The 15502-nt window shown below is 44.5% G+C and carries 18 protein-coding genes and 1 pseudogene; 11 read left to right on the top strand and 8 right to left on the bottom strand.

The window, feature by feature from the left end; all coding sequences use genetic code 11:
* Together AB4329_RS15480 and AB4329_RS15475 are read right to left on the bottom strand one after the other, a co-directional pair.
* Positions 1–233, bottom strand: a 233-nt coding sequence (locus AB4329_RS15480; protein ID WP_372138696.1) for a transposase zinc-binding domain-containing protein, incomplete at its 3' end; no start/stop codon positions are given.
* Positions 230–1117 (bottom strand): tyrosine-type recombinase/integrase, encoded by an 888-nt coding sequence (locus tag AB4329_RS15475; RefSeq protein WP_372138695.1) that lies wholly within the window; start codon positions 1115–1117, stop codon positions 230–232. The genes AB4329_RS15475 and AB4329_RS15480, both read right to left, overlap by 4 nt.
* Positions 1118–1376: 259 nt before the next feature.
* Here AB4329_RS15475 and AB4329_RS15470 point away from each other — a divergent pair, with 259 nt between their 5' ends.
* From AB4329_RS15470 to AB4329_RS15455, 4 genes are read left to right on the top strand one after another with little or no spacing between them, the layout of a single operon-like run.
* Positions 1377–2090, top strand: a complete 714-nt coding sequence (locus tag AB4329_RS15470) for an ATP-binding protein (protein WP_372138693.1) — start codon at positions 1377–1379, stop codon at positions 2088–2090.
* 1 nt (position 2091) lies between these two features.
* A complete protein-coding gene (locus AB4329_RS15465; protein ID WP_372138692.1) occupies positions 2092–2478 on the top strand; it encodes a hypothetical protein in 387 nt (128 codons plus the stop codon).
* A gap of 7 nt (positions 2479–2485) precedes the next feature.
* Positions 2486–2728 carry a hypothetical protein gene (locus AB4329_RS15460; protein WP_372138690.1) on the top strand — a complete coding sequence of 81 codons (243 nt, stop codon included), beginning with the start codon at positions 2486–2488 and terminating at the stop codon, positions 2726–2728.
* A complete protein-coding gene (locus tag AB4329_RS15455; RefSeq protein WP_372138689.1) occupies positions 2721–3023 on the top strand; it encodes a hypothetical protein in 303 nt (100 codons plus the stop codon). Before AB4329_RS15460 ends, AB4329_RS15455 begins: the two co-directional genes overlap by 8 nt.
* Positions 3024–3370: 347 nt before the next feature.
* Here AB4329_RS15455 and AB4329_RS15450 read toward each other — a convergent pair.
* Positions 3371–4401, bottom strand: a pseudogene (locus AB4329_RS15450) (IS110 family transposase).
* Between the two features lie 117 nt (positions 4402–4518).
* Between AB4329_RS15450 and AB4329_RS15445 the strand changes: the two are divergent.
* Positions 4519–4950, top strand: coding sequence for a DUF2513 domain-containing protein (locus AB4329_RS15445; protein WP_225470100.1), 432 nt, complete (start codon positions 4519–4521; stop codon positions 4948–4950).
* 394 nt (positions 4951–5344) lie between these two features.
* On the opposite strand, the gene AB4329_RS15440 is transcribed toward AB4329_RS15445, so the two are convergent.
* Complete coding sequence (locus tag AB4329_RS15440) at positions 5345–6370, bottom strand: IS110-like element ISVisp6 family transposase (RefSeq protein ID WP_372138687.1); 1026 nt, start codon at positions 6368–6370, stop codon at positions 5345–5347.
* Positions 6371–6523: 153 nt separating this feature from the next.
* Between AB4329_RS15440 and AB4329_RS15435 the strand changes: the two genes are divergently transcribed.
* Entirely contained in the window at positions 6524–6805 is a 282-nt protein-coding gene (locus tag AB4329_RS15435) for a type II toxin-antitoxin system Phd/YefM family antitoxin (protein WP_011080399.1), read from the top strand.
* A complete protein-coding gene (locus AB4329_RS15430) occupies positions 6802–7089 on the top strand; it encodes a type II toxin-antitoxin system RelE/ParE family toxin (RefSeq protein ID WP_372138685.1) in 288 nt (95 codons plus the stop codon). The genes AB4329_RS15435 and AB4329_RS15430 overlap by 4 nt, the downstream gene beginning before the upstream one ends.
* Before the next feature lie 149 nt (positions 7090–7238).
* Here AB4329_RS15430 and AB4329_RS15425 read toward each other — a convergent pair whose 3' ends face one another.
* Together AB4329_RS15425 and AB4329_RS15420 are read right to left on the bottom strand one after the other, a co-directional pair.
* The gene (locus AB4329_RS15425; RefSeq protein WP_372082899.1) at positions 7239–7517 is read right to left on the bottom strand and encodes a type II toxin-antitoxin system RelE/ParE family toxin; all 279 of its coding nucleotides are present in this window, start codon (positions 7515–7517) and stop codon (positions 7239–7241) included.
* The gene (locus AB4329_RS15420) at positions 7514–7798 is read right to left on the bottom strand and encodes a hypothetical protein (protein WP_017059448.1); all 285 of its coding nucleotides are present in this window, start codon (positions 7796–7798) and stop codon (positions 7514–7516) included. The genes AB4329_RS15425 and AB4329_RS15420 overlap by 4 nt, the downstream gene beginning before the upstream one ends.
* Before the next feature lie 183 nt (positions 7799–7981).
* On the opposite strand from AB4329_RS15420, the gene AB4329_RS15415 reads away from it, so the two are divergent.
* Positions 7982–8683, top strand: a complete 702-nt coding sequence (locus tag AB4329_RS15415; RefSeq protein ID WP_372138684.1) for a biotin/lipoate A/B protein ligase family protein — start codon at positions 7982–7984, stop codon at positions 8681–8683.
* A gap of 144 nt (positions 8684–8827) precedes the next feature.
* Positions 8828–9835, top strand: coding sequence for a LacI family DNA-binding transcriptional regulator (locus tag AB4329_RS15410; RefSeq protein WP_017059450.1), 1008 nt, complete (start codon positions 8828–8830; stop codon positions 9833–9835).
* 73 nt (positions 9836–9908) lie between these two features.
* On the opposite strand, the gene edd is transcribed toward AB4329_RS15410, so the two are convergent.
* Positions 9909–11705, bottom strand: coding sequence for a phosphogluconate dehydratase (edd, locus tag AB4329_RS15405; RefSeq protein ID WP_372138683.1), 1797 nt, complete (start codon positions 11703–11705; stop codon positions 9909–9911).
* Positions 11702–12226 (bottom strand): gluconokinase, encoded by a 525-nt coding sequence (locus tag AB4329_RS15400; protein ID WP_017059452.1) that lies wholly within the window; start codon positions 12224–12226, stop codon positions 11702–11704. Before AB4329_RS15400 ends, edd begins: the two co-directional genes overlap by 4 nt.
* Before the next feature lie 242 nt (positions 12227–12468).
* On the opposite strand from AB4329_RS15400, the gene ascF reads away from it, so the two are divergent.
* Positions 12469–13947, top strand: coding sequence for a PTS cellobiose/arbutin/salicin transporter subunit IIBC (gene ascF, locus AB4329_RS15395; protein ID WP_017064040.1), 1479 nt, complete (start codon positions 12469–12471; stop codon positions 13945–13947).
* 71 nt (positions 13948–14018) lie between these two features.
* Positions 14019–15449: a 6-phospho-beta-glucosidase gene (ascB, locus tag AB4329_RS15390; protein WP_372138681.1), complete on the top strand. Its 1431-nt coding sequence runs from the start codon at positions 14019–14021 to the stop codon at positions 15447–15449.
* The last annotated feature ends 53 nt before the right edge of the window (positions 15450–15502 follow it).

The following is a 15502-nucleotide window of genomic DNA, read 5'->3' as shown; positions in this document are numbered from 1 at the left end:
CAATCAGCGGTGGTGCGTTGTTGGCACTGAGGGCAATGACGATGACCACAAGAAAGCGGTAATCGGTCATTGTGATGACAGTGACTGCAGAACCATTGTGAGCGACCTTGTCGTTCTGTTTTACAACGGAGCATCGCCCCAATGGCTCGATGCATATCGCCATTCATCTGCGCATAATCGTGACGTTTAAGCGCAGAGTGATGTTGGCGAAGCAGTTCAATAAAGGTACTCATGTAATGCTCCACGTTAATTCTAGAGCATCAGTTAAATGATTGATGGCCATCGCAGCATCGCGTTGTTTTAGCGTAGTCATTCGGGTGTAACGAGCCGTGGTATTAAGGCTTGCATGACCCAGTAGCGTTTGCAGTGAACGCAGGTCTAACCCTTGCTCAAGTAAGTGCGTCGCGAAGCAATGTCTAAGTGAGTGGGGGCTGGCGTGTTTTTGGATTCCGCACTCTTTGAGTACAAGTTTCATGGTTTTTTGAATACCGCCACGATCCATAGGGGTGTCGCGACATGTACCAAGGCCAGGGAATAAGTAGTAAGGGTGCTTATGGGTAAGCCAATGCACGCGAAGAGCTTTAAGCGTTCGCAGCGGAAGCGGCACCATTCGGTCTTTTCCGCCTTTTCCTTCCCGTATGTGGACACGCATGGTTTGGCTGTCGATATCGTGAACCGTGAGGTTCAGTCCTTCACCAAGGCGCAACCCCATGCTGTACAGAGTAAGAAAAAACACTTGATAACGTGTCTGTCGAGTGTGGCTAATCAGCGAGCTGACTTGTTGTGGTGTCAGTATGTCGGGCAGTCGTTTTACTTGTGGCGGCTTGACGATATTGAGCCATTCCCACTGTTTATCGAGCGTGTAGCGATAGAAAAACTGCAAGCCATTACGATCGAGTTTTATGGTGCTCCACGAATGGGTTTGAATAAGAGACGCGAAGAACTGTTTGAGGTCAGAGGTCGTTAATGTATCAGGGGCTCGGTCGAAATGAGCGGTGACCCGACGAACCGCACGGGAATAGGCATCAATGGTCGCGGGTCGTTTACCTTGCAGCTCTAGGTTGGTAAGGTGTTGTTCATAAAGGGTGTTGTAGCGTTTTAAGTCATCGGGTTTCATGGGGTTACTCCTGTGAACGACCATCAGGGTGATGGTGTTACAAGAGTATGGTTTGCACTCGTTTTACTCTGCCGCGTAGCGGCTTCGTTCAACAATAAATTTAAGAGTGATTCACAACGCTCGGCGCTTTCACTTCAAGCAAGTTTAGTGTTTATGGCACAATGCTTTAGGTAAGGTGTTTGTGTTGTTCACATCTTAATTTGGCGTTATGCCACATTACAACATTTAACTTTTATTGATAACTTCAGAGGGGGCATAGGTGTTAGTAGAGATTAGCGAAAATGAGGTAAAGGAAGCGCCAGCTCTTTTTGGAAAGAGAGAGTTATTTTGTAAATTTAAACGAGTTTCGGATATTGTCTTCGGTGAAGAGCTGCTTAATGATGAGCTATTACGTGAACTTGATGTCACAGGAACTTTTCTACTTCACGGAAAAACGGGTACAGGGAAAACTACACTAGCATATGAAGTAATTAAGTTAGTTGAAAAGGACTATGGCGTATCACCTTATCGTATTGATGTTGCATCAATAATCACTTCTGGTTTGGGCGATACTCTTAAAAATTTTGATTCTGTGTTCAATGACATAAGAAGTAAGAGTGATACTGGGGTTCTAGTTTTATTAGATGAATTTGATAGGTTTGTAGTTGATCGTGACTCAAAAGTTGAGCTATCCGAGTTAAAAAGGTCGTTGTTGTCCATTATGGATTTTTTTAGTTCGCTTAAATACTCTGATAAAATAATGTTAATTGCAGTAACTAACTATTTGGATAGTATAGATAAGGCATTACTAAGAAGGTTTTCATTTATTGAAAGTGTGGATGTATCTAGTGCCGAGGTTCTTGGTTATTACCGTTCAAAAGAGGAACTGTATAAAGCTAACTCTATAGCTTTGTCTGAATCAGAAGTTGAACAATGTAAAACTATAGCAGAATTAAAAAGCGTGTTGAGAAAAAAACTAATAGGAGATTTATAGGATGAGTATGTGTCTGTTGATCGCAGGTTTTAACTCTACAGGTGGGAAGTTAGATGCAAATTATACAGCTTTATCTGAAAGGGTGTACGTTAATGAATTTCTGAACGATCTAGTAAGTTCAGACTTTATTGAAGAGTTTATAGTCTTTGATGAGGAAGATGAGTATACGTATCGAGAAATAGATATAGATAAATTAAGTGATAAATTAACTGAGGTATCTTCTAGTGAAGATTTTTTGTATTCAACTATTGATGGTTTAAAAAGAGCTGAACGTCTTAAATCTCAAGCTCTAAATCTAGTTTTACTTAACAAAATATATCAGCTTTCTCTAGCCTATTACCGAGCTAGCGCTAGTAAAGAGACTACTGTCAAATTTATTGTGGCATAGGTGGGGTATGGGAAAAGGTGCAATATTAGAAGGCTTAACTTCAGAAGTATTATCGCTAATACAACAAGATACTGGTGGAAAAATCGAACCTCTAAAAGATAAAACCACTTACCAACCTGATAGTGGTGTAGATATTGTAGCATCAGTCAAATCAGGTGAGAGCTTTATTGATTACTGGGACAAATTGGTAGAAGAAAGTAAACCAAGCCCATCAACTAATACTGAAAATGAGGATGAAAATAATGGCTAGATCTAAAGTTTTAACACAAGAAAAACATTATTCAGGCAACCTTCCTCCTATAGAAGTCAATGATCTTATTCAAAAGTTACGATATCAATATGAGAATTGCTATACGCCCTCAGAGGTTGATGGGTTTCTAATCATAGGAGGTGACGGGCTATCAGAAAAAAGTCAAGCGTTAGTAGACGATTTTGCAGCATGGGCATCAGGTAAAGATATGTTTGTTCGATACCATACCAGTAGGGATATGGTCCAAATTCGAAACACGCTTCGTAATAGAACTGAAAATATTTGGGGTCAATAGTGGCATAACAAACAATTTAAGAGTGATTCAGCACGCTTGGCATTTTCAGTTTGGGCTTAGTTCAGTGATTAAGGTGGTTAAATTGAGTGTCGTGGTCGCGTGCTTCACACCTTAATTGGGCTACATGGACTCCCTCTTTTGTCAACAATAGCTCCCGCTGACAACAGTGGATCGGACAGCAGCTCTACATTCGGTGTTTAATCGGAATCGTTCCGTCACCTTGATGATATTCGCTTGATGCCAGCCTCATTCGTTAAACAGTATTTATTACTTCCCAATTAAACAGGTTTAGGCATCTCGGTCTGGTCGTATTGTCATCATTTGCTATTGCTTTGACTCGGTGAGTGTTAACCGTTTACATAGTTAATCTTGTACTCTTTTCCTGTTGTTAATAATGCCCATATTATACGAGCATTTTTTGCTGCTAGGGCGACAGCTGCTCGTTTATAACCTCGTCGTTCAACGAGTTGATTTAACCAAATACTGTTGCGATCGGTTTTCTCTTTACATCGTGCAATAACGGCTCTTGCGCCATGAATAAGTAGAGTGCGAATGTGTTTTTCGCCTCTTTTGCTGATGCGACCAAGATGAACATGACCACCTGTTGAGTATTGTCTTGGAACCAACCCTATCCAAGCGGCAAATTGGCGGCTAGAGCCAAATTGTTTGGCGTCATTGACGGTTGCGACAATGGCACTTGCACTGTGTGTTCACCGACACCTGGAATATCCATGAGGGCTTTGGCTGAAGCCATCTCACGAACTAAAGCAGAGACTCTACGATCATAGTGCAATACTTCTAGGTTAAGGTGTTGAATCTTGTTCGATAGATCTTGAAGTAGCTCTCGAGCGAGTATAGGCAAACCATTTTCTGCATCTTCAAGGACACTACCAATAGTGTTTTGAGCCGAGTAGCGCCCCTGAGGCATCACAATACCAAATTCGGAAAGCAAACCTCTGAGCTGGTTAATAGTCGCCGTTCTTGTTTTAATTAGCCCCTGTCGAATACGGTGCAGGCAAAGCACAGCTTGTTGCTCTTCACTTTTTATAGAGACAAATCGTGTTTTGGGTCTAGATACCGCTTCACAGATGGCCTCTGCGTCATTGGCATCGTTCTTCTCATTTTGTCGATATGGAATAACGAATTTGGACGCCATAATTTTCGGGTTATGACCTAGTTTCAGTAGCTCTCTCGCCCAGTGGTGTGCACCAGAGCACGCCTCCATACCGATGAGGCAGGGAGGTAACTTCGCGAATGTGTCTAAGAGTTTGTTTCTTTTGACAGTTTTGCGTAGGACGCACTTGCCATATGCATCAACGCCGTGAATACTGAATACATTCTTGGCGAGGTCAACGCCAATAGTTTGAATGGTGGACATAGTAACCTCCAGTTCTTCAGCGTGTACTAAGTAAGTATGGCACGCAGAGTGTCAGGTAGAGGGAGTCCATATCATTCGTTAACTGGCTAGTGGTCAAATCTAATTCGGAGTAAAAAAGTGGACATAGATTACGCATACATTAAGCAAGTTTTAAGCGAAATTAAAGATGCTCAAGAACCTTATGCAGATTCAAAAAAGCTGTACATGAAATACCTTGATGTAGACGATGGCTCAGATAGAGAGTTTATATTTCATTGGCATTTGATCGTAGAAAATGGGCTTGTGTCGACCAACAAAAGTCCAATTTATGATCTCAAGAGTAGTGGCTTGGTTTCATCGCCACAAGCTCCAATGAAATTTATGTTGGTATGCCCACCAATTAGACTAACAAGCTCTGGTATTGAGTTCTTGTCATCGCTTGAAGAACCGAGAATTCTCGATGTCATTATAGAGAAATTTAAAGGGGAAGGGTTCTCTGCCATCATCGATGTTTCCAAGCAGTTAGGCATGAAAATGCTGAACAAAAAACTAGAAAATATCGAGTTTTGAGATCGCCAGTTAACAAAGCGTTTAAGACGGATTCCCAACGCTTGGCATTTTCGGCTTACTTTGAGCTAAGTGTCTATGTCACAATGGTTTAGGTAGGGTGGTTGGCGTTGCTCACCACTTAACGCGGCTACATGGATTCCCCCGGTTGTCAAACATCCGCTAAACTTATGTTGATGGGTTTTGGACTGCCGCTCTACATTCGGCCTACTTATCGACGATTCGCATACGTCGTGGCTCTGATGACTTTGCGCGACTGCGGTGCCTTATTCGTTAGATGACATCTAGTGTGTCCGCCGCATTAACAGGCTCTCCGCAAGTGGTCTTAACCTATCTCCATCATTAGCGTCTGCAATGACCCGGTGGGTTTAACTCTCTATGCTGCTTAGGTTTCTACTTAAGCAGCATAGTTTTCATATTCGGTTTGATTGTGTAAAAGCGACCATATAATTCGTGCGTTCTTCGCGGCCAGTGCCACTATTGCTCGGTTCATTCCTCTTCGTTCTAGAACGCCGCGACACCACTGACTTAGCTTATCTTGCTTGTCGCCAAGGTTGGCAATCACGGTCCTTGCCCCGTGAACTAATAGTGTTCGCAAGTATTTGTCGCCGTGTTTGGTTATCCGACCTAAGCGAGGCTTTCCTCCCGTCGAATATTGCTTTGGTACGAGTCCTAGCCAAGCAGAGAAATCACGGCTTTTATCAAATTGAGAACCATTGCCTATCGAAGCAAGTATCGCAGTAGCGGTTTGCGGTCCAATGCCACGAACCTTCATCACTCGTTGAACATTAGCGCTGACCTTAGCAAAAGAGTCGAAGACTTGTTCAGTATCGGCGATACGTTGATTCAACTCTCCAAGGTGGTGATAAGCATCGGCAATCACCGTTCTTGCGAGATGTGGCAGTTCATTTTCTGCATCTTCAAGCATTAAGGGAACGTGTTTCATTAATGAAGAGCGGCCAACAGGAATGATTAACCCGAACTCAGAGAGTAGGGCGCGCATGCGATTCATAAGCGCGGTGCGTTCACGAACCCAATGCTCTCTCATTCTATGTACCGATAAGATGGCTTGTTGCTCGGGGGATTTTACGGGCACAAAGCGAGTTGATGGACGCTGAACAGCTTCGCATATGGCAACAGCATCATTAAGGTCGTTCTTTCCTTTAGTTCGATAAGGAACCACGTATTTAACGGCCATAATGCGGGCGTCGTGCCCAAGTTTATTGAGTGTTCTTGCCCAATAATGTGCACCACCACACGCTTCAACGCCTATACGCATGAGTGGCATATTTGCTATTGTAGTCAGTAGTTTAGAGCGAGTTGCTGACTTATGAAGTATGACCTTACCATTTTGGTCTACGGCATGAAGACTGAAGTGGTTTTTAGCTAGGTCGATACCGCAGAAATAAGAATAATCAGACATGGTGCCTCCGATGCATTTAAGTACCACATAAGTGTGGCAGATCCTCGGTAGGGGGAATCCATGTCATTCGTTATAACACAAAATCAGGCTATTGCTCAAAATTGCTATTTGAACTATTATTTGTACATTAAATTGTACCATAGGGAGTTCAACATGAGCCGCATCCATTTTGATCAAGATATTCAGCCTTTGTCTGAATTTCGTGCTGGCGTGACGTCATTTATTAAACAGATTAACGAAACTCGCAGACCACTAGTTATCACACAACGTGGTAAGGGTGTTGCAGTTGTCCTTGATGTTGCAGAATATGAAGCAATGCAAGAGAAGATCGAGTTACTGGAAGAAATGCGTACTGCTGAAGCACAATTAGCTTCAGGTTTAGGTGTTTCCAATGAAGACGCTCGTGCTCAAGTGCTGGGGCGCATTAAGAAATGAAAGTAGTCTGGTCACCACTAGCATTACAAAAGTTAGGTGATGCAGCCGAGTTTATTTCACTGGATAATCCAGTGGCGGCAGAAAACTGGGTTAATGAGGTTTTTGATAAAACTGATTTACTCTCAAGTATGCCTGACATGGGGCGAGTGGTTCCTGAGCTGCCTCATACCAATTACCGTGAAATTTTGTTTGGTCACTATCGAATCATATATAGCCTCAGCCATGAAATTCGCGTCCTTACAGTACGAAATTGTCGTCAGATACTAACGGAAAGTGACGTGTAGCAATTGTGTTATAACAAGCAATTTAAGAGGGATTCCCAACGCTTGGCACTTTTGCTCCTACTTCAAGTTAAGTGTTTATGGCACAATGCTTTAGGTTGGGTGGAGGCGTTGTTCACCCCTTAATTGGGCTAGTTGCCCAGAGGAAGTAATCAATCCATTGGGAACTTTTGTTTCTGGTGGAGTACGCGCATAATTCGGATAATGTCGCCTTCGATCCAATAGGGGACGATCATTGAAATCTCAGGAATTATAAGTAATTGCCCACGAATGCCGTCTCTCTGTACACCCATTAGAGGCTGCTCAAGCAAGTTTTCTACTTTTGTTTCAATGAGGTTGTCAGCGTTTTCTGCCGCATCAGGGTTGAAGTCATAGATAAACTCAAAGATCCTTTCACGATCATTGAGTGATTCTTCTTCCCATAAAATCATTGCTTACCTCGATTACGTATTCTGGCTTTGCGTTCTTCCATTCGAGATTTAGCAGTTTGGTGTTCAACGAAAACGGATTCTCCTGAGTCAAACTTCTCAAATGCTAGGTTTACTTGTTCAGTTAGCCATGCATCGTGAGATAATGTCTGTCTTTGTTGCTCAGCGAGTTGCTCAGTAAGCTCACGGCAAGCACCACTCAGTGTGCGACCTTGGCTCTCAGCCATCTGTTGAGCTAGGCGTTTTGTTTCTTCATCAACACGAAATTGAATTCTAGTGTCCATGATCTATTCCTTTATTGGTGTGTACAAATGTTAGCACTCACCTTTGAGATGGGCAACTGACAAGCTACTATGGCGCCAATAACTAACTTTTGGTGCTATGTTTCATCGCACATAGTCCCATATCTCATCAACCATTGCAGAACGTTAAATGGTAGGTCACCACTATCTGTAGAGGAAAGTGCATTGAAGTTAACGAATAAACTCGTACGTTACCCGCACATTGATGTTAATCGTGCGTTTGAAAAAGAAGCTGAATTATTGCAGCAAATTCAGGCGGGTGAGATTGGGCAAGCCTTAATGTTGTGGCAAGCAAAAGCGCCGACACTTGTTTTGCCCGCAGGTAAAAAGTGGCCAGTGACGGTCGAGTCTAGAAAACAACTCGCGGCACAAGGTTGGCAACTCACCTCACGTAAAACAGGCGGCGCTCCCGTTCCCCAACTGCCGGGGATCATTAACTTATCGCACATTTACCATTGGCCTCGTGATGAAGCCTACAACATCCAAAAAGCGTATCTACATCTGTGCAATATCTTAACCCTGTTTTTTAAAGAACTGGGTATCGATGTGGATGTACACGCGACTCCCGGTTCTTATTGCGATGGTGATTACAATCTCAATATCAACAAACAAAAAATAGTGGGCACTGCGCAGCGTGTTTTGCTTAAACAAGGGGGCGGCCAAATTGTACTTTCGCAAGCTTGTATCTTGTTGGATGTCGACCTAGAGAACATCGTTGCACCCGTAAATTTTTATAATCAAGTTTGTGGCAATCCAACCGTGGTGGACGCGCAAGTTCATACTCCGTTGTCCGAACATCTGACAACTCTACCCAACGTAGACTCACTCTTTCAGCAGTTAAGCCAAGCTTTCATCAAGCATGCGTGATACCAACCTTTCGTTAACGCCAAACTAATTTGCCGATGGTAGAACGATTTCAATACTATGTGTCGATGAGAACGAATGGGTTGAACTTGAGGCGGTGAGAACTTTATAATGTTACTTGTAACATAATAAAGAGTTCAAATAGTTATGACAGAACAGCAGAAGAAAACTCGAACCACACTTCAAGATGTTGCAGACAAAGTGGGGGTCACAAAGATGACCGTCTCTCGTTACATGCGCAATCCCGATTCAGTCGCAGCCAAAACTCGCGTTAAAATTGCAGCGGTTATTGAAGAGATGGGATACATCGAAAACAAAGCGCCAGCTATGCTCTCTAAATCGTCGAGTAAAGCGATCGGTATCTTGCTCCCTTCGTTATCAAACCAAATCTTTGCCGCGTTTGTTCAAGGTATCGAAACGGTTACTAAAGAGAATGGCTACGAGACGTTGCTTGCTCACTTTAGCTATGATGCTGTGGAAGAAGAGGAAAAGATTGCTTCGCTGCTTTCGTATCAAGTTGATGGGTTGATATTGACGGAAAGCCACCACACCCCCCGCACGTTACAGATGATCAAGAATTCAGGTGTTTCTGTTGTTGAAACGATGGAACTCCCAACCAATCCGATCGATATGGTTGTTGGCTTGGACCATATTGATGCTTCTTACCATGTCGTGAAGCGAATGATTGAAGCTGGTAAACGCTCTATTGCTTACTTTGGCGCTCGATTGGATGCGCGAACCAAGTTGCGTTTGCAAGGCTATGACAAAGCGATGTATGAGGCTGGATTAGAGCCTAAACACGTGTTGACTGAACAGCACTCTAACTTCTCTTTGGCTGAAGATCTGCTTGATCGCGCTCTTGCGGATTACCCAGATCTAGATGGCGTGTTCTGCACCAATGATGACATCGCGATAGGTACCTTGCTCATTGCCCAGCAACGTGGAATCCAAGTGCCGCAACAGCTATCTGTGGTGGGCTATAACGCGTTAGATATCGGTCAAACCATACGCCCAAAACTGACTAGCGTGGATACGCCACGTTATGAAATAGGTAAGAAAAGTGCCGAGCTACTGCTTGCCCGATTGAAAGGTGAGCCAGTCACGGAAACGGTAGTGGATATGGGCTATCGCATCACGGATGGCGAAAGCGTTTAACCAAGTATGGTGGAAACGGAAAGGGGCATCGAAATGATGCCCCTTTTGCTTTTACATTTAAGCGATGACACAGTTAGACGATAAAACTCGCCCCTTGTTCTGCACTCGAAACGCTTTGGCGCATCACGCTAAATAGGTTGCGCCCCATGGTTTGCTGGTTAGCGTCTACCTCAAACACCTTCGCTTGGCGAGACTGCATGTCGTTGAGGTTATTGAGTTCGCCACTCGCGCAATCTAAGCGCAGGATATCGCCTTCGCGAACAAGCCCAATAGTTCCTCCTCGAATGGCCTCTGGTGAGACATGAATCGCGGATGGGATCTTTCCTGAGGCTCCAGAAAGGCGCCCATCAGTAACCAGAGCCACTTTAAACCCTTGTTTCTGAACATTACCTAGAATCGGCATAAGCTTGTGCAGTTCAGGCATACCGTTCGCAGCTGGGCCATTGTTTATTACCACAACAATGCAATCTTTGTTGAGCTCACCTCGTTGATACGCAGCTTCTACCTTATGTTGGCAATCAAAAACTACCGCAGGTGCTTCTATTACACGTTGCTCTTCTGCAACCGCTGACACCTTAATCACTGCGTTGCCAAGGTTCCCTGAAAGGACTCGCGTTCCGCCTGTGCTTTGGAATACCTGTTCTTGGCCTGCAATTACCTCTGCATCTGCCGACTGTTTGCATTTTTTCCACGTTAGCTTTCCATTTTCAAGCTCTGGAATACTCATTTGATCTTCAAACGAGCCAAAGGTAGGTGTGACATCTCGGTGCAGTAAGTTGGCTTGATCTAAACGGCGTAACAGCGCGGGAACTCCTCCTGCCGCTTGGAACGCATTCATATCTGCTGGGCCGTTGGGATAAACTCGAGCAAGTAAAGGCACCACATCGGATAGATCGCTGATGTCTTGCCAAGTCAGAATAAATCCTGCTGCGCGTGCTACCGCGACCATGTGAATGCTGTGGTTGGTACTGCCACCTGATGCGAGTAGGGCAACAATGCCATTGATTAAGCTTTTAGCGGTAAAGACTTCAGAAAGTGGGCGGAAGTTTGCGGCTTGTGGTGTCATTGAAGCAATTTCAATGGCGGCATGCTGAGTGAGTGATGCGCGCAATTCAGAGTCAGGGTGAATAAACGCTGAGCCCGGAAGCATCAGCCCCATCGCTTCAAATACCAGCTGATTGGTATTGGCTGTGCCGTAAAAAGTGCAGGTGCCCGCTGAGTGATAAGCGTTGCACTCCATATCCAGTAAGGCACTTTTTCCTACCTTACCAGCCGAGTATTCTTGGCGAATATGTACTTTCTCATCATTGCTGATGCCCGTTGCCATCAAGCCCGCCGGAACAAAAGCGGTGGGTAGATGTGCAAAAGAGAGCGCGCCCATCAGTTGTCCTGGAGCTATCTTGTCGCAAATACCAAGTAATAGGGTTGAATCAAACACGTTGTGACTCAGTGAAAGAGCGGTCGATTGAGCAATCAAGTCCCTTGAAAACAAAGACATATCCATGCCTGGTTGGCCTTGAGTTACCCCATCGCACATCGCGGGAACACAGCCCGCTACTTGAGAGGTGTGGCCGAACTTAGCTAACGCCTTTTTGATCTGATCTGGATAGTGTTGATACGGCTGGTGAGCGCTTAACATATCGTTGTAAGAGCTGATTAACGCCACATTGGATTTAGTGAGATCAAGAATCGAGCGTTTCTCATCGGAGCAAGAAGCTGCGACAGCATGAGCCAAGTTGCCGCAAGAAAGCCCTTTACCACCTTTGCCAGCAGAGGCTTGGTGTTGGGTTCGGTTTAGAAACGCTTCATGAGTCTCTTTGCTTCGTTCAATTAATCGTTGAGTCACCGCTTGGATGGTTGGAAGGGTCATGCTGTTTCTGCCTCATCAGTCATTGAAAGCACAATCGCAGCACAGTCCACAACGTCATCAATATCGCCATCAATGCTGATGACAACCGTATCTGGCTCGTGATCGGGTCTTTCTAATGTTTCGAACTGGCTTTTAATCATGTTCTCTTTCATGAAGTGGCCTTGGCGCTGACGCATTCGATGCAAGATCAGGTCAATGTTGCCATCTAAAAAGAGAAAGGTGAGGTTTTTGTTCCCTTCGCGAATTTGGTCGCGGTACTTCTTCTTCAACGCAGAACACACAATAATGCCGTGCTCATTTTTACTTTCTAGGCTGTACGCTGCATCACGAACGCGTTCCAGCCATGGAATGCGATCATCATCATTAAGAGGTTGGCCTGACGCCATTTTTTGAATGTTTGCTCGAGGATGAAGGTCGTCACCATCAATGAACTTACGCCCAAGTTTTTTTGCCAACTGCTCGCCTATCGTGCTTTTCCCACAAGCACTGACACCCATGACGATGACACTACTACCAGCCATAACTCAATCCTCTTAACAAATTTGCGCGTGATCTCAATTTTGAACATCGCTTGTAAATATGGCTTTATCTTATAAGCGTTACCGGTAACATGTTACCGGTAACTTAAGGAAGTGTGATGAAGGACACAAAACAACAATTCACAACAATTGTGATTGTTTTTGCATCCTACTGACGGAAAATTAGTCACATCTCACTATATTCGCGTTTAAAAATCACTGGAAAGAGATCTTTGGGGGATAAAATGGCCAACGATTACCGCGCAATTGCGAAATCTGTTGTTGAGCATCTTGGGGGCAAGACAAATGTGGCTGCCCTAACACACTGTATGACTCGACTACGATTCGTTTTACACAGCCAAGATGGCGTCGATATTAACAAGCTAAAAGCACTGAAAGGTGTGATGGGTGTTGTTGATAATGGAGACAAAGTACAAGTTATCATTGGTAACGAGGTATCGTATGCATACAAAGAAGTGATGGCGCTTTGTGAGCTATCCACTGTATCTGAGTCAGAGGTTCCTGCTAAAAAAGAGAAGCTAACGGCTAAGTCAATTGGTGCGAAAATGTTGGACGCACTGGTTGGTACCATGTCGCCTCTTATCCCAGCAATCATTGGCGCTTCAATGGTCAAACTGCTCGCCATGGTACTTGAGATGCTGGGCTGGGTTGAGCCAAATGCACCTACCTTGATTATCTTGAAAGCGATTGGCGATGGCGCCTTCTTCTTCCTACCGGTTATGGTTGCCGCTTCCGCATCGATCAAATTCAAGACCAATATGTCTCTTTCCATTGCGATTGCCGGTGTCTTAATCCACCCGAACTTTATGGAATTGATGGCGCAAGCAGCAGAAGGCAAGCACGTTGATTTCTTCGGTATCCCAATCACGTCAGTGAAATACACCTACACGGTTATTCCTGTACTTGTGATGACTTGGGCTCTTTCTTACATAGAACGTTGGGTAGATAGCATTACCCCTGCTGTGACTAAAAACTTCCTGAAACCTATGCTTATCGTATTGATTGCAGCTCCGGTTGCTATCGTACTTATCGGTCCATTTGGTATTTGGGTTGGTACTGCACTTTCAGCGCTTGTTTACACAATTCATGACACATTAGGTTGGTTGTCGGTTGCTATCATGGGCGCACTGTGGCCTCTACTTGTTCTTACTGGTATGCACCGTGTATTTACTCCAACGATTATTCAAACCATTGCTGAGACGGGTCGTGAAGGTATGGTTATGCCTTCAGAAATCGGTGCCAACCTCGGTATGGGTGGTGCGTGTCTGGCTGTTGCTTACAAAACCAAAAACAGCGCACTAAAGCAGACATCATTAGCCGCAGGTGCTTCAGCTATCTTCGCCGGTATCTCTGAGCCTGCATTGTACGGCGTGCTTGTTCGTCTGAAACGTCCACTTATCGCAACAATGATTACTGGTTTTATCGTAGGTGCATTAGCGGGCATGGGTGGCCTTGCGAGTCACTCGATGGCAGCACCAAGCTTGTTTACGAGTGTGCAGTTCTTCGATGTGAATGACCCAATGAGTATCGTTTGGGTGTTCGGTCTGATCGCATTGTCTATTGTTCTGTCATTTGTTCTAACCCTAGTTTTAGGCTTTGAAGATGTTCCAGAAGATGATGCCGATGAGAAAGCAACTTCAGAGTCAGCAAACAAAGAAGCTGGTAAGGCAGAAGACAAGCCGACAGTAGTGTCCGCGTCTTAATTAGAATTGATTAATTTATTCAGTCACCTTACTTCAGCGTAAGGTGACTTTTATTGTTTCCGAGGTATTCGATGTCAAACATTCAATTTCCCGAAGATTTCTTATGGGGCGGCGCTATTGCTGCAAACCAGTCTGAAGGCGCTCACTTAGCGGGTGGTAAAGGCCTAACAACCGTAGATATGATCCCTTATGGTGAGAACCGCATGCCAATTAAGCTTGGTCAGGTTGATAAGGTGACGCTCAGCGAAGACGAGTTCTACCCAAGCCATAACGCGATAGACTTTTATCACCGTTACAAAGAAGACATCGCCTTGCTGGCAGAGATGGGATTTAAAGTCTTCCGCGTATCCATCGCTTGGAGCCGAATCTTTCCAAAAGGTGACGAGCTAGAGCCGAACCAAGCTGGCTTAGATTTTTACCGTGATGTTTTTGAAGAGTGTAAGAAATACGGTATTGAGCCGCTCGTTACCTTGTGCCATTTCGATGTGCCTATGCACTTGGTCAACGAGTATGGTTCGTGGCGTAATCGTAAGATGATTGAGTTCTTTAGCCGTTACGCGAGAACCTGTTTCGAAAACTACAAAGGCTTGGTGAAATACTGGTTAACTTTCAACGAAATCAATATTTTACTAGCGAGCCCGTTTTCTGGTGCTGGATTGTTGTTTCAGGAAGGCGAAAATCACGATCAAGTGAAGTACCAAGCAGCTCACCATGAGCTAGTAGCAAGCGCTTTGGTAACCAAGATTGCCCATGAAGTTGATGAGCAAAACCAAGTGGGTTGTATGCTGGCGGGCGGTAACTTCTATCCATATTCATGTAAGCCAGAAGATGTGCTGATGGCTATGGAAAAAGACCGCGAGAACCTGTTCTTTATCGATGTTCAATCGCGTGGTTACTACCCATCTTATGCTCAAAAAGTGTTTGATAACAAAGGTGTGGTGCTTGAAACACAAGAAGAAGATTTCGAGATTCTGAAAAATACTGTCGATTTCATTTCTTTCAGTTATTACGCTTCACGCTGTGCTTCCGCTGATATGAATGCAGGAAATACGAGTGCAGCGAACGTCGTTAAGTCCATCAAAAACCCTCATCTTCCAGCAAGTGATTGGGGCTGGGTCATTGACCCTACAGGTCTTCGAATTACGATGAACACACTCTATGACCGTTACCAGAAACCACTTTTCTTGGTAGAAAATGGCTTAGGTGCTCGTGATACCTTGGATGACAATGGAGAAGTGAACGATGATTACCGCATTGATTACCTTCGTCAGCACATTGTTGCGATGCATGAAGCAATGGAAGACGGTGTACCATTGATGGGTTACACACCTTGGGGTTGTATCGATCTTGTTGCGGCGTCGACCGGAGAGATGAGCAAGCGCTATGGGTTTATCTACGTGGACAGAGACAACCTAGGCAATGGTACGTTAAATCGTATTCCTAAAAAGTCATTCCACTGGTACAAAAAAATGATCGCAAGCAACGGCAGCGACTTGGCTTAATTTGTCTGTTTGATAATGAGAGAAATGAACAATGAAAACAATTGAACAGCGAC

The sequence above is a fragment of the Vibrio sp. 10N.261.54.A5 genome, assembly GCF_041471145.1.
GTDB lineage: Bacteria > Pseudomonadota > Gammaproteobacteria > Enterobacterales > Vibrionaceae > Vibrio > Vibrio crassostreae_C.
The sequence above is the reverse complement of the archived record's forward strand: the minus strand, read 5'-3'. Positions and strand labels throughout refer to the sequence as shown.

Bases quoted from the DNA above. Each gene is read 5' to 3' on its own strand.
- ascF (WP_017064040.1), top strand. From the start codon at position 12,469: ATGGCCAACGATTACCGCGCAATTGCGAAATCTGTTGTTGAGCATCTT.
- AB4329_RS15440 (WP_372138687.1), bottom strand. From the start codon at position 6,370: ATGTCTGATTATTCTTATTTCTGCGGTATCGACCTAGCTAAAAACCAC.
- AB4329_RS15400 (WP_017059452.1), bottom strand. From the start codon at position 12,226: ATGGCTGGTAGTAGTGTCATCGTCATGGGTGTCAGTGCTTGTGGGAAA.
- AB4329_RS15460 (WP_372138690.1), top strand. From the start codon at position 2,486: ATGGGAAAAGGTGCAATATTAGAAGGCTTAACTTCAGAAGTATTATCG.
- edd (WP_372138683.1), bottom strand. From the start codon at position 11,705: ATGACCCTTCCAACCATCCAAGCGGTGACTCAACGATTAATTGAACGA.
- AB4329_RS15420 (WP_017059448.1), bottom strand. From the start codon at position 7,798: ATGGACACTAGAATTCAATTTCGTGTTGATGAAGAAACAAAACGCCTA.
- AB4329_RS15435 (WP_011080399.1), top strand. From the start codon at position 6,524: ATGAGCCGCATCCATTTTGATCAAGATATTCAGCCTTTGTCTGAATTT.
- AB4329_RS15430 (WP_372138685.1), top strand. From the start codon at position 6,802: ATGAAAGTAGTCTGGTCACCACTAGCATTACAAAAGTTAGGTGATGCA.
- ascB (WP_372138681.1), top strand. From the start codon at position 14,019: ATGTCAAACATTCAATTTCCCGAAGATTTCTTATGGGGCGGCGCTATT.
- AB4329_RS15455 (WP_372138689.1), top strand. From the start codon at position 2,721: ATGGCTAGATCTAAAGTTTTAACACAAGAAAAACATTATTCAGGCAAC.
- AB4329_RS15410 (WP_017059450.1), top strand. From the start codon at position 8,828: ATGACAGAACAGCAGAAGAAAACTCGAACCACACTTCAAGATGTTGCA.
- AB4329_RS15425 (WP_372082899.1), bottom strand. From the start codon at position 7,517: ATGATTTTATGGGAAGAAGAATCACTCAATGATCGTGAAAGGATCTTT.
- AB4329_RS15465 (WP_372138692.1), top strand. From the start codon at position 2,092: ATGAGTATGTGTCTGTTGATCGCAGGTTTTAACTCTACAGGTGGGAAG.
- AB4329_RS15475 (WP_372138695.1), bottom strand. From the start codon at position 1,117: ATGAAACCCGATGACTTAAAACGCTACAACACCCTTTATGAACAACAC.